This is a genomic window from Flavobacterium sp. TSSA_36 (genome assembly GCF_051547165.1).
GTDB lineage: Bacteria > Bacteroidota > Bacteroidia > Flavobacteriales > Flavobacteriaceae > Flavobacterium.
Map to the genome: position 1 here is coordinate 25501 of NZ_JBPTTP010000008.1, position 14062 is coordinate 39562.

Sequence of the window (14062 nt, forward strand, 5' to 3'; positions counted from 1 at the left end):
ATGAAAATTAAAAAAAATTTAATAGAAGTACTATTTTAGAAAATTATTATTTAGAAAAACTCGATATTCATGCATTTTATCAATAATAATTCAATTTTGTATTAAAATTTTACCTATTCAATATTTAAAAAAGATTTTTTTGTCAATTTCTAAATTTCATTCTAAACAAAAAAAGGTTCTTTGTTTATATTTCAACAAAGAACCTTTCTAAATAAGGAAGCTATAACGTTATAAAAGCTTTGCTATGATCATTTCTTCTGAAATTCCTTCCGCATCCGCTTTGTAATTCTTAATAATTCGATGACGCAAAATCCCAGTAGCAACTGCTTTGACATCTTCAATATCAGGTGAAAATTTACCTTGAAAAGCAGCATTTGCTTTGGCTGCTATTATCAAATTTTGCGAAGCCCTTGGTCCTGCTCCCCAGTCTAAGTAATTCTTAATATAGTCGGTAGACAATACGTTATTTGGACGCGTTTTACTTACTAAAGTCACTGCATATTCTATGACATTATCAGCAACCGGAATGCGACGAATCAACTGCTGATACTGGATAATCTCCGCTGCAGTAAACAAAGGATTGACTACTAGCTTTACCTCTGAAGTAGTGTTTTTAACGACTTGAATTTCTTCTAAAAAAGAGGGATAATCCAATTTTATAGCAAACATAAAACGATCTAACTGCGCTTCAGGCAATGGATACGTCCCCTCTTGTTCGATAGGGTTTTGAGTGGCTAAAACAAAATACGGCAACGCAAGTTTGTAATTATGTCCTGCAATTGTTACCGAACGTTCCTGCATCGCTTCTAATAGCGCCGCTTGAGTTTTAGGAGGGGTTCTATTAATTTCATCTGCTAAAATTATATTTGAAAAAATAGGCCCTTTTATGAATTTGAACTGTCTATTTTCATCTAAAATTTCACTTCCCAAAATATCCGACGGCATCAAATCAGGGGTAAACTGAATTCTTTTAAAATCCAATCCTAAGGCCTGAGCCAACGTATTTACCATTAACGTTTTGGCCAAACCAGGTACTCCCACAAGTAGCGCGTGTCCCCCAGAAAAAATCGAAAGCACAATTTGATCAATTACATCGTCTTGACCCACAATAATTTTAGCAATCTCTGTTTTGAGTTGGTGACGTTTTTGAACTAAAGCATGAATGGCATCGACATCCGACATATAAGTATATTTAATTAAAAAAGAGTTAGCACTATGAAATCATAAAACTAACTCTTTTTATTTATTTTATAAAAATTATTTTTTCAACCAATTATTCGTAAAAGTACAATCTCTGTATTCCCCATTAATTTTAATATAAGTTTCTTTGATTTTTTCTTCAAACCATTTACCAACAGCTTTGATTTGTTTTTCTTTCAAAGCCAAATCTTTAATTTTGATATAATCTTTAGAATAATCAGCGGTATGCTCATCAATTCTATTGGTTACAGTAATAATTTTAAAAGTCTTTTTCCCTTGATCTTCTTCCATTATTGGTTGAGAAATTTCTTGATCTTTTAGATTTGAAACCTTACTATACAAGCTCGGATCCATTTTGGTTAATTCAAAACGGGTGTCTTGTGTCTTAGGATTTATTAATGCGCCGCCGTTTGCTCTTGTTTCTTTTTCATCTGAAAGTGTTCTTGCGGCTTGAGCAAAGGTAATTTCTTTATCTAAAATTCTTTTTCTAATCAACTCTATTTTCTCTTTGGCTTCTCGAATTGACGCATCGGTAACCGTTGGAGTCAACAAAATATGCCTCAACTCTAGTTCTTGCCCTTTTATTTTTTCAACCATAATTATATGAAACCCAAAATCTGTTTCAAATGGTTCAGAAATTTCACCTTCCGCTAATTTGAAAGCGACTTCTTTAAACTCTTTTACAAAAGGCGTTTTTCTATTCATTTTATAAAAACCTCCGGTGGCTCTAGAACCCGGATCTTGGGTGTATAAAACTGCTTTTGTAGAAAAACTAGCACCTGCTTCAACCTCTTTTTTAAAGCCTTTCAAACGATCAATTACTTTTTGCTTATCATCCTGTGTCACCAATGGCGCTACAACAATTTGAGCCACTTCCATTTCAGCTCCAAAAAAAGGCAAATCTTCTTTAGGTATGGCTTTAAAATAATTTCGCACTTCTTCCGGGGTAATTTCTACCCCATCTACAATCTTCTTACCCATTTCCGAGCTTAATTTTTGCTCTTTCAAAACATCAAAAAAAGTAGATCTCAAATCCTCTTCAGAAGTTTTCTTATACATAGCAATTACTTTGTCCATAGAACCTAAGTTTTCAACCATGTAATTTAATCGTTCTTCCATCATCCCTTTAATTTCAGCATCAGAAACTACAATACTATCTTGAATGGCTTGATGTGCATATAACTTATCTTCTAATAATTTGCCAAGCATTTGGCATCTAGTCACTCCACTTACTGAACCTCCTGCAGCAGTAATTTCTAAAAATGATTTATCAATATCAGAATCTAAAACAATATAATCCCCAACCGTTGCAATAACGCCATCTACTTTTTGACGCTTAGAGGGCTTTTCTTTTATAACCGCAGTTGTTGTTTCTTTTATTACTTCTTGAGCATTTGCTGTAAGAGATACCGCTAAAATTAAACAAAAGGGAAGTACAAAATTGTATTTTAAAAACTTCATCGAAAATAAGTTAAATTGAAATGATTATGTAAACTAAAAAAACAAATCGGATTTAAAATACAGTAGATAAAACAAAACCATAAAGATTTCACGATTCTAACTGTTGTATAAAAAGACTTGCAAATTGCAAACAAAAATAACAATTCAAAGATATAATACAACTATACCCTTTAGTATTAACAAAAAATTATTACGCTATTTGTTTCAAGAATAGTAAATCCTCTTAATTTGATCTTATAAAAAGGACTACATTTTTTTAAATCGGATATTAAAATAGTATTTTTGCAAGCTATTTATAGTATATATGAGCTTTTTAAAAGAAATACAACGCAGAAGAACATTTGGTATCATTTCACACCCCGATGCCGGAAAGACAACACTTACAGAAAAATTATTACTTTTTGGTGGCGCCATACAAGAGGCCGGAGCCGTAAAAAACAATAAAATCAAGAAAGGCGCAACTAGTGACTTTATGGAGATTGAACGCCAAAGAGGAATCTCGGTTTCTACCTCCGTTTTGGCTTTCAACTACAAAGACAAAAAAATCAATATTCTGGATACTCCCGGACACAAGGATTTTGCAGAGGATACTTTTCGTACTTTAACTGCTGTTGATAGTGTAATTGTCGTGATTGACGTAGCAAAAGGGGTTGAGGAACAAACTGAAAAATTAGTAGCCGTTTGTAGAATGAGAAACATTCCAATGATTGTTTTCATTAATAAATTAGATCGTGAAGGAAAAGATGCTTTTGATTTGATGGATGAAGTGGAACAAAAATTAGGATTAAAAGTTACTCCTTTGAGCTTTCCAATAGGAATGGGATATGATTTTCAGGGAATTTACAATTTGTGGGAACAAAATATCAATCTTTTTAGCGGTGATAGCCGAAAAAACATTGAGGAAACGATCGCTTTCTCAGATGTAAAAAGCCCTGAATTAGAAAAAATTATTGGTCCAAAACCTGCTGAAAAACTTCGTGAAGAGCTAGAATTAATTGATGAAGTGTATCCGAAATTTGATCGTCAAGAGTATTTGGACGGAAAAATTCAACCAGTGTTTTTTGGGTCGGCTTTGAATAATTTTGGGGTACGAGAATTATTAGATTGCTTTGTAGCCATCGCCCCTTCGCCAAGAGCAAAAGAGTCTGAAACTAGATTAGTAGATCCGAAAGAGGAAAAGATGGCTGGTTTTGTGTTTAAAATACACGCCAACATGGATCCTAAACACCGTGATCGTTTGGCCTTTATAAAAATTGTTTCTGGTACTTTTGAAAGAAACAAACCTTATTACCATGTTCGACAAAAGAAAACTCTAAAATTTTCTAGCCCAAATGCTTTTTTTGCTGAGAAAAAAGAAATCGTTGACATCTCTTATCCTGGTGATATTGTGGGATTACATGATACAGGAAATTTCAAAATTGGAGACACGCTGACAGAAGGTGAAATTATGAGCTTCAAAGGAATACCTAGTTTTTCCCCTGAACACTTTAGATACATCAATAATGCCGATCCGTTGAAGGCAAAACAATTGGATAAAGGTGTTGACCAATTAATGGATGAAGGTGTTGCGCAGTTGTTTACACTCGAAATGAATAATCGTAAAGTAATTGGAACAGTTGGTGCGCTTCAATATGAGGTTATTCAGTATCGTTTGGAGCATGAATATGGAGCAAAATGTACGTATGAAAACTTCCCAGTTCATAAAGCGTGTTGGGTAAAACCAGACGATGCTAAAAACGAGGAATTCAAAGAATTCAAACGTATCAAACAGAAATTTTTGGCCAAAGACAAATACAACCAACTCGTATTTCTTGCCGATTCTGATTTTACTATTCAAATGACACAAAGCAAATTCCCGAGTGTTAAATTATTTTTTACTTCCGAATTTGATTAATACAAGAAAGCCAACTCAAAAAAGTTGGCTTTTATTTTAATTATACAAACAAAAAAAGACTTCAAATTGAAGTCTTTTTTTGTATTTAAGCTTGTCCGGTTGGACCAAAGTTCAAAGGAATTGGTGCTTGCTCTGTATCTTTAATTTCACCATGGGCTAACTCAAAACGATGTACATTATCAGCCAAAGCTTTGATTAATCGTTTCGCGTGTTGTGGAGTCAATACAATTCTGGACTTTACTTTTGCTTTTGGCAAACCTGGCATAATACTCACAAAATCCAAAACAAACTCAGAAGAAGAATGATTGATAATTGCTAAGTTAGAATATACTCCTTCAGCAATCGTTTCGTCTAACTCAATATTAATTTGTTCTTGTTGCTCTTTCATCTTATAGAAAATTTAATGATTAGTAAACAATGATTAGTAACGCAATAATAGCAAAAAGTGATTAGCCAAAAGACTAATCACTAATTACTATCTGCTAATTACTAAAAATTAGTATATGTACTCTTCTTTGTTAGCCATCATATCATTGTAGTCTTCTTTCGAACCTACAATAGTATTATCATACTCTCTCATACCAGTACCTGCAGGAATTCTATGGCCTACAATTACGTTTTCTTTCAAGCCTTCTAACAAGTCAACTTTACCTGCTACAGCAGCTTCGTTTAACACTTTAGTTGTTTCTTGGAAAGAAGCAGCAGAGATAAATGATTTTGTTTGTAACGATGCTCTTGTAATACCTTGTAAAATTGGAGTAGCAGTTGCTGTAATAACATCACGAGCTACTACCAAGTTTTTATCTGTACGTTTCAATAAAGAGTTTTCATCACGCAACTCACGTGGAGTAACGATTTGACCTGGTTTCAATACTGCAGAATCTCCAGCATCTTCTACCACTTTCATACCGTAAAGGTTATCGTTTTGAACGATGAAATCTTTGGTATGGATCAATTGATCTTCTAAGAATAAAGTATCTCCTGGATCTTGAACTCTTACTTTACGCATCATTTGACGAATAACCACCTCAAAGTGTTTGTCATTGATTTTTACCCCTTGTAAACGGTAAACCTCCTGAATTTCATTCACTAAGTATTGTTGTACCGCAGCTGGTCCTTGGATTCTCAAAATATCGTCTGGAGTAATTGCACCATCAGACAATGGCACACCTGCTCTTACGAAGTCATTTTCTTGAACAAGAATCTGGCTTGATAATTTCACCAAGTACTTTCTAACATCACCAAATTTAGATTCGATGATAATTTCACGGTTACCTCTTTTGATTTTTCCAAAAGAAACTACCCCGTCAATTTCAGAAACTACCGCTGGATTCGATGGATTACGAGCTTCTAACAACTCTGTAATTCTTGGTAAACCTCCTGTGATATCGCCTGATTTTGAAGAACGACGTGGGATTTTTACCAATACTTTACCTGCTTTAATTTTCTCTCCATTCTCTACCATCAAGTGAGCCCCTACTGGTAAGTTGTAAGAACGAATCAATTCACCATCTTTACCGTAAACCAATAAAGTTGGGATTAATTTTTTGTTTCTTGATTCAGAAATTACTTTTTCTTGGAAACCAGTTTGCTCATCGATTTCAACCATGAACGATTGTCCTTGCTCTAAATCTTCGTATTCAATTTTACCAGTAAACTCAGAAACGATTACCCCGTTATATGGATCCCATTTACAGATAACCTCTCCTTTTGCTACAGATTGTCCATCTGCTACATAGATACTAGATCCGTAAGGAATATTATGAGTACTTAATAAAATACCCGTCTTCTCATCAATTAATTTCAATTCCGTAGAACGAGACACCACAATATCAACTGAGTTACCCTCGTTATCTTCACCTTTAACTGTTTTTAAATCTTCGATTTCAAGTTTACCTGCAAAACGAGTTACAATACTTGAATCTTCAGAAATACCACCCGCAACCCCTCCAACGTGGAACGTACGAAGTGTCAACTGTGTACCAGGCTCACCAATGGACTGTGCTGCAATTACACCAACAGCTTCCCCTTTTTGGGTCATTTTACCTGTTGCTAAGTTACGTCCATAACATTTAGCACAAATACCTTTTAAGGCTTCACATGTTAATGGAGAACGCACTTCAACTCTTTCAACTGGAGAAGCTTCGATCGCTTTTACAATAGTTTCTGTAATTTGTTGTCCTGAACTTACAAGAACCTCATTAGTCAATGGATTGATAACATCTTGCAATGCTACTCGTCCAAGAATTCTTTCTCCTAATGATTCAACAATTTCCTCATTTTTCTTTAAAGCAGCAACTTCAACACCTCTTAATGTACCACAATCCTCAATGTTTACAATTACGTCTTGAGAAACGTCATGTAATCTACGAGTTAAATATCCAGCATCCGCCGTTTTTAATGCGGTATCCGCAAGACCTTTACGAGCACCGTGAGTTGAGATAAAGTACTCAAGAATAGAAAGACCTTCTTTAAAGTTAGAAAGAATCGGGTTCTCGATAATCTCTCCACCACCAGCGGTTGATTTTTTTGGCTTAGCCATCAAACCACGCATACCGGTTAACTGACGAATCTGTTCCTTAGAACCCCTCGCCCCAGAGTCAAGCATCATATACACCGAGTTGAAACCTTGTTGGTCCTCTCTAATGTTTTTCATGGCTAATTCAGTCAATTGCGCATTGGCAGAAGTCCAAACATCAATAACCTGGTTGTAACGTTCGTTATTGGTAATAAGACCCATGTTGTAGTTAGCAGAAATTCCTTCTACTTGCTCTCTTGCATCAGCAATTAATTTCGTTTTTTGTTCTGGAATTCTAATATCACCTAAAGAGAAAGACAATCCTCCTTTGAAAGCGAATTTATACCCCATATTTTTCATATCATCTAAGAAGGCAGCTGTAGTAGGCACATCAGTCGAACTTAACACGTGACCGATAATATCTCTTAAGTTTTTCTTAGTCAATACATCATTGATATAACCTGCAGCTTCAGGAACTACTTCATTAAAAAGTACACGCCCCGCTGTAGTTTGAATAATTTTGTAAACTAATTCACCGTTTTCATTAAAGTCTTTCGCTCTAATTTTGATTCTAGCATTTAACTCTAATCTTCCTTCGTTCAAAGCAATATTTACTTCTTCTGCAGAATAAAAAGTTAATCCTTCACCTAAAATTGTCATCTCAGGAGTAGTCAAACGTTCTTTGGTCATATAATATAGACCCAAGACCATATCCTGAGAAGGTACTGTAATAGGTGCTCCATTAGCTGGGTTAAGAATATTATGAGAAGCCAACATCAATAATTGTGCTTCCAAAATAGCCTCAGGTCCAAGTGGCAAGTGTACCGCCATTTGATCCCCATCAAAATCCGCATTAAATGCCGTTGTTACTAATGGGTGCAATTGGATTGCTTTTCCTTCAATCAATTTTGGCTGGAAGGCCTGAATACCTAAACGGTGCAAAGTAGGAGCACGGTTCAATAATACAGGATGTCCTTTAATTACATTTTCAAGAATATCCCAAACTACTGGTTCTTTTTTGTCGATAATTTTCTTGGCAGATTTTACTGTTTTCACAATACCTCTTTCAATCAATTTACGAATCACAAAAGGCTTATACAATTCAGCCGCCATATCTTTTGGCAAACCACATTCAAATAATTTCATTTCTGGTCCAACAACAATTACAGAACGAGCAGAATAATCCACACGTTTTCCTAATAAGTTTTGACGGAAACGACCTTGTTTTCCTTTTAAGGAATCCGATAAAGATTTTAACGGACGGTTTGACTCAGTTTTTACAGCAGAAGCTTTACGAGTATTATCGAAAAGAGAATCTACTGATTCTTGTAACATACGCTTTTCGTTTCTCAAGATTACTTCTGGAGCTTTAATCTCCATCAATCTTTTCAAACGATTGTTACGTATAATGACACGACGGTATAAATCATTTAAATCTGAAGTTGCAAAACGACCTCCATCCAATGGTACTAATGGACGTAATTCTGGCGGAATAACCGGAATTACTTTCATAATCATCCATTCAGGGCGGTTCTCACGATTCAAGTTAGACTCACGGAATGACTCTACTACCTGCAATCTTTTTAATGCTTCCGTTTTACGTTGTTTAGATGTTTCGTTATTAGCACTATGACGCAAACTATAAGAAAGTTCATCTAAATCAATACGCGCTAATAAATCCATAATACATTCTGCTCCCATTTTGGCAACAAATTTGTTAGGATCAAAATCATCTAGATATTGGTTTTCCATCGGAAGGGTATCTAAAATATTCAAATACTCCTCTTCTGTTAAGAAATCCAAACGCTGTAAAGATACACCTTCAGCATTTTTGGCAATACCTGCTTGAATCACTACGTATCTTTCGTAGTAAATAATCATATCTAATTTCTTAGATGGCAAGCCTAAAATATAACCAATTTTATTAGGCAAAGAACGGAAATACCAAATATGTGCAATAGGCACCACTAAATTAATATGTCCAACTCTATCTCTTCTTACTTTCTTTTCGGTAACTTCTACCCCACAACGATCGCAGATAATTCCCTTGTAACGAATTCTTTTGTATTTACCACAAGCACATTCAAAATCCTTTACAGGACCGAAAATTCTTTCACAAAAAAGACCATCACGCTCTGGTTTGTGTGTTCTGTAGTTGATAGTTTCAGGTTTTAAAACCTCACCTCTAGACTCTTTTAAAATAGACTCTGGAGAAGCTAATCCTATCGAAATCTTATTGAATCTTTTTACAGGATTCTTATCTTTACTGTTGTTTTTATTATTCATCATAGTTTTTACTATTGATTTATTTGCAATTAAAAATTGATTTTAGATTTATGAATTAATCCAATTAATTCATTACGCTCTATTACCACGAATTACTTCTCTAAACTTCTCTCTGAAGTGCTAGTCATATGATTGAAATCACACAAAAAATCGGAACGGTTTACGGGTATAAATCCTAAAAACTTATAAAAAAGAGTAATCAGCTTCAATAATTTGAAGCTGATTACTATGGTCTAATTATTCTTCTAAACGCAAGTCAAGTCCAAGACCTTTCAACTCATGCATTAATACATTGAAAGATTCTGGCAATCCTGGTTCTGGCATAGTTTCACCCTTAACGATTGCTTCGTACGTTTTGGCTCTACCAATAACGTCATCAGATTTCACCGTTAAAATTTCACGAAGCGTACTTGATGCTCCGTAAGCTTCTAGTGCCCAAACCTCCATCTCTCCAAAACGCTGACCACCAAATTGTGCTTTACCACCAAGAGGCTGTTGCGTAATTAATGAGTAGGGTCCGATAGAACGTGCGTGCATCTTATCATCAACCATGTGCCCTAATTTCAACATATAAATCACACCCACAGTTGCAGCTTGATGGAAACGCTCTCCAGTACCACCATCATAAAGATGTGTATGACCAAAACGTGGTACACCCGCTTCATCAGTCAACGCATTAATTTGATCTAAAGAAGCACCATCAAAAATTGGAGTAGCAAATTTTCTACCCAAGTTTTGTCCAGCCCAACCTAAAACCGTTTCATAAATCTGACCAATGTTCATACGCGAAGGTACCCCAAGTGGATTCAACACGATATCAACCGGAGTTCCATCTTCCAAGAAAGGCATATCTTCATGACGAACGATACGAGCCACAATACCTTTGTTACCGTGACGTCCTGCCATTTTATCCCCAACTTTTAGTTTACGTTTCTTAGCAATATAAACTTTTGCTAGTTTCAAAATTCCTGATGGCAATTCATCACCAACTGTAATAGTGAATTTCTCTCTACGCAACGCTCCTTGTAAATCGTTCAGCTTAATTTTATAGTTATGAATTAAATCATTAACCATTTTATTAGTCGCATCATCTGCAACCCACTGTCCTTTACTTAAGTGCGCAAAATCTTCAACAGCATAAAGCATTCTTTGAGTATATTTTTTACCTTTTGGTAAAACTTCTTCACCCAAATCATTCATAACCCCTTGAGAGGTTTTACCATTAACGATCAAGAAAAGTTTTTCAATCAATTTGTCTTTCAATTCCACAAATTTAACTTCAAACTCCATTTCTAAAGCACCTAAAGCGTCTTTATCCTGAGTACGTTTACGTTTATCTTTTACTGCTCTTGCAAATAATTTTTTATCCAAAACAACACCGTGTAATGATGGAGAAGCTTTCAAAGAAGCATCTTTTACATCACCCGCTTTGTCTCCAAAGATAGCACGAAGTAATTTTTCTTCTGGTGTTGGATCTGATTCTCCTTTTGGAGTAATTTTTCCAATCAAAATATCACCAGGTTTTACCTCGGCTCCAATTCTGATCATACCATTTTCATCTAAATCTTTAGTAGCTTCCTCAGATACGTTTGGAATATCATTAGTCAATTCCTCATTACCCAATTTAGTGTCTCTAACTTCTAATGAATAATCATCAATATGAATAGAAGTAAAGATATCATCACGTACTACTTTTTCAGAAATTACAATAGCATCCTCAAAGTTGTACCCTTTCCATGGCATAAACGCCACTTTTAAGTTACGACCTAATGCTAATTCACCATTTTGAGTAGCATACCCTTCAGATAAAACTTGACCAAGAGTAACTCTGTCCCCTTTTCTTACGATAGGCTTCAAGTTGATACTTGTACCTTGGTTGGTTTTTCTAAATTTAATTAAATTATACGTTTTCTCATCAGATTCAAAACTAACCATTCTTTCTTCTTCAGAACGATCGTATTTTATGGTAATGATATTTGCGTCTACATATTCCACAACACCATCCCCTTCAGCATTAATCAAAACTCTAGAATCTGAAGCTACTTGACGCTCTAAACCTGTTCCAACAATTGGAGCTTCTGGACGAATTAAAGGTACCGCTTGACGCATCATGTTTGATCCCATCAAGGCACGGTTCGCATCATCATGTTCTAAGAAAGGAATCAAAGAAGCAGAAATAGAAGCAATCTGATTTGGTGCAACGTCAGCATAATCAACTTGTGTTGGCTCAATAACTGGGAAATCACCTTCTTGTCTAGCAATTACATTATCAGCAGTAATTTTTCCTACTGCATCCATTTCAATGTTTGCTTGAGAAATCATCATGCCTTCTTCTTCTTCTGCACTTAAATATACAGGAGTTGACTCTAAATCAACAACACCATTTGACACTTTACGGTAAGGCGTTTCAATGAATCCCATTCCGTTTACTTTAGCATAAACACCAAGAGATGAAATCAAACCAATGTTTGGTCCCTCAGGAGTTTCAATCGGACATAAACGACCATAATGAGTATAGTGAACGTCACGAACCTCGAAACCAGCTCTTTCTCTCGAAAGTCCACCTGGTCCAAGTGCAGATAATCTTCTTTTGTGTGTAATCTCAGCTAATGGATTCGTTTGATCCATAAATTGAGACAACTGGTTTGTTCCAAAGAAAGAGTTGATAACTGATGATAATGTTTTAGCATTAATCAAATCAATTGGTGTAAACACCTCGTTATCTCTAACGTTCATTCTCTCACGAATAGTTCTAGCCATACGTGCCAAACCTACACCAAATTGCTGAGACAATTGTTCTCCAACTGTTCTAACACGACGGTTTGATAAGTGATCAATGTCATCAATCTCAGCTTTAGAGTTGATTAATTCGATCAAATATTTAACAATAGTAATGATATCCTCCTTGGTAAGCACTTGCTTTTCCATTGGAGTATCCAAATTTAATTTTTTATTAATTCTATATCGACCTACTTCACCTAAGTTGTAACGTTGGTCAGAGAAGAACAATTTATCAATAATACCACGAGCCGTTTCTTCATCAGGCGGTTCAGCATTACGCAATTGTCTATAAATATGCTCTACCGCTTCTTTTTCGGAGTTGGTAGGGTCTTTTTGCAATGTATTATGAATAATAGAATAATCAACTAAGTTATTATCTTCTTTGTGTAACAAAATAGATTTAACATTAGAATCGATAATCTCCTCTACATTATCTTTATCGATAATAGTATCTCTATCTAAAATGATTTCATTTCTTTCAATAGAAACCACTTCACCAGTATCTTCATCAACAAAATCCTCATGCCAAGTGTTCAAAACACGAGCCGCTAATTTTCTACCAATGTATTTTTTCAAACCTGTTTTAGAAACTTTAATCTCTTCAGCTAAGTCGAAAATCTCAAGGATATCTTTATCTCTTTCGAATCCGATAGCACGGAATAAAGTAGTTACAGGTAATTTCTTCTTTCTATCGATATAAGCATACATTACGCTATTGATATCCGTAGAAAATTCAATCCAAGATCCTTTGAAAGGAATTACTCTTGCTGAATATAATTTAGTTCCATTTGCATGGAAGGATTGTCCAAAGAAAACACCTGGAGAACGGTGTAATTGAGATACAACTACGCGTTCCGCACCATTGATAACAAAAGTACCACTTGGTGTCATGTAAGGTATTGTTCCAAGATAAACATCTTGCACAATTGTTTCAAAATCTTCGTGTTCTGGGTCAGTACAGTATAGTTTTAGTCTAGCCTTCAAAGGCACGCTATAGGTAAGCCCTCTCTCTATACATTCTTGAATAGTATAACGAGGAGGATCAACAAAATAATCAAGGAATTCCAATACAAAGTTATTTCTTGTATCTGTAATTGGGAAATTTTCCATGAAGGTATTGTATAATCCTTCGTTGCCTCTCTCATCTGATTTCGTTTCTAATTGAAAAAAATCTTTAAATGATTTAACCTGAACATCTAGAAAATCTGGATAGTCAGGAATATTTTTTGTAGAGGCAAAATTCAATCTTTCAGTCTGATTTGTTAGCATCTATGAGCAAAATTTTGATTAAAAAAAAGTAATTTTTTTGTGTAAACACCGTTTAAAACAATACTTTCTTTTTTAATCAATACCTCTTTAAAAATAGTATAAAAGAAAATTTTATCTATTTTTTTTCTTCGTATTGACTTAAAAACACTTATGTATTCTAAACTAATATAATAATAAAAACGCAAATTTTTATAATACGAAAAATGGTTTAGGTCTCAAGAAATAAATCCAAGACCTAAACCTAATTCTCAGGATTGAGTTTTACTATTTAAGTTCAACTACTGCTCCAGCTTCTTCTAATGATTTTTTAAGACCTTCAGCCTCTTCTTTAGAAACACCTTCTTTTACATTACTTGGTGCACTATCTACTACATCTTTAGCTTCTTTCAAACCTAAACCAGTTAATTCTTTAACTAATTTTACAACAGCTAATTTAGAAGCACCAGCTTCTTTCAATACAACTGTAAATTCTGTTTGAGCTTCTTCTGCAGCACCATCAGCACCACCAGCAGCAACTACTACAGCTGCAGCAGCTGGTTCGATTCCGTACTCATCTTTTAATATTGTTGCTAATTCGTTAACTTCTTTTACAGTTAAGTTAACTAATTGTTCTGCGAATTGTTTCAAATCTGCCATTTTTTCTATCGTTTTAA

The 14062-nt window shown here is 34.9% G+C and carries 7 protein-coding genes; 1 reads left to right on the top strand and 6 read right to left on the bottom strand.

Annotation, left to right across the window (positions count from 1 at the left end):
* Nucleotides 1–228: 228 nt before the first annotated feature.
* Nucleotides 229–1182 carry an AAA family ATPase gene (locus ACSVH7_RS13560; RefSeq protein ID WP_438067236.1) on the bottom strand — a complete coding sequence of 318 codons (954 nt, stop codon included), beginning with the start codon at nt 1180–1182 and terminating at the stop codon, nt 229–231.
* 75 nt (nt 1183–1257) lie between these two features.
* Nucleotides 1258–2661, bottom strand: coding sequence for a peptidylprolyl isomerase (locus ACSVH7_RS13565; protein ID WP_438067237.1), 1404 nt, complete (start codon nt 2659–2661; stop codon nt 1258–1260).
* A 304-nt stretch (nt 2662–2965) separates the two neighbouring features.
* Here ACSVH7_RS13565 and ACSVH7_RS13570 point away from each other — a divergent pair, with 304 nt between their 5' ends.
* Nucleotides 2966–4555, top strand: coding sequence for a peptide chain release factor 3 (locus ACSVH7_RS13570; protein ID WP_438067238.1), 1590 nt, complete (start codon nt 2966–2968; stop codon nt 4553–4555).
* Between the two features lie 85 nt (nt 4556–4640).
* Here the strand turns inward: ACSVH7_RS13570 and ACSVH7_RS13575 are convergent, their stop codons facing one another.
* The 4 genes from ACSVH7_RS13575 to rplL form a co-directional block, all read right to left on the bottom strand.
* On the bottom strand, nt 4641–4943 hold the full coding sequence (locus ACSVH7_RS13575; RefSeq protein WP_438067239.1) for a DUF3467 domain-containing protein: 303 nt from the start codon (nt 4941–4943) through the stop codon (nt 4641–4643).
* Between the two features lie 108 nt (nt 4944–5051).
* Nucleotides 5052–9362, bottom strand: a complete 4311-nt coding sequence (gene rpoC / locus ACSVH7_RS13580; protein ID WP_438067240.1) for a DNA-directed RNA polymerase subunit beta' — start codon at nt 9360–9362, stop codon at nt 5052–5054.
* A gap of 234 nt (nt 9363–9596) precedes the next feature.
* On the bottom strand, nt 9597–13409 hold the full coding sequence (gene rpoB, locus ACSVH7_RS13585; protein ID WP_438067241.1) for a DNA-directed RNA polymerase subunit beta: 3813 nt from the start codon (nt 13407–13409) through the stop codon (nt 9597–9599).
* Nucleotides 13410–13673: 264 nt separating this feature from the next.
* Complete coding sequence (rplL, locus tag ACSVH7_RS13590) at nt 13674–14045, bottom strand: 50S ribosomal protein L7/L12 (protein ID WP_438067242.1); 372 nt, start codon at nt 14043–14045, stop codon at nt 13674–13676.
* Nucleotides 14046–14062: the final 17 nt, after the last annotated feature.

What these genes read in the sequence shown, in the direction of transcription:
- ACSVH7_RS13560 (WP_438067236.1), bottom strand. Translation starts at nt 1,182, where the DNA reads ATGTCGGATGTCGATGCCATTCATGCTTTAGTTCAAAAACGTCACCAA.
- ACSVH7_RS13565 (WP_438067237.1), bottom strand. Translation starts at nt 2,661, where the DNA reads ATGAAGTTTTTAAAATACAATTTTGTACTTCCCTTTTGTTTAATTTTA.
- ACSVH7_RS13570 (WP_438067238.1), top strand. Translation starts at nt 2,966, where the DNA reads ATGAGCTTTTTAAAAGAAATACAACGCAGAAGAACATTTGGTATCATT.
- ACSVH7_RS13575 (WP_438067239.1), bottom strand. Translation starts at nt 4,943, where the DNA reads ATGAAAGAGCAACAAGAACAAATTAATATTGAGTTAGACGAAACGATT.
- rpoC (WP_438067240.1), bottom strand. Translation starts at nt 9,362, where the DNA reads ATGATGAATAATAAAAACAACAGTAAAGATAAGAATCCTGTAAAAAGA.
- rpoB (WP_438067241.1), bottom strand. Translation starts at nt 13,409, where the DNA reads ATGCTAACAAATCAGACTGAAAGATTGAATTTTGCCTCTACAAAAAAT.
- rplL (WP_438067242.1), bottom strand. Translation starts at nt 14,045, where the DNA reads ATGGCAGATTTGAAACAATTCGCAGAACAATTAGTTAACTTAACTGTA.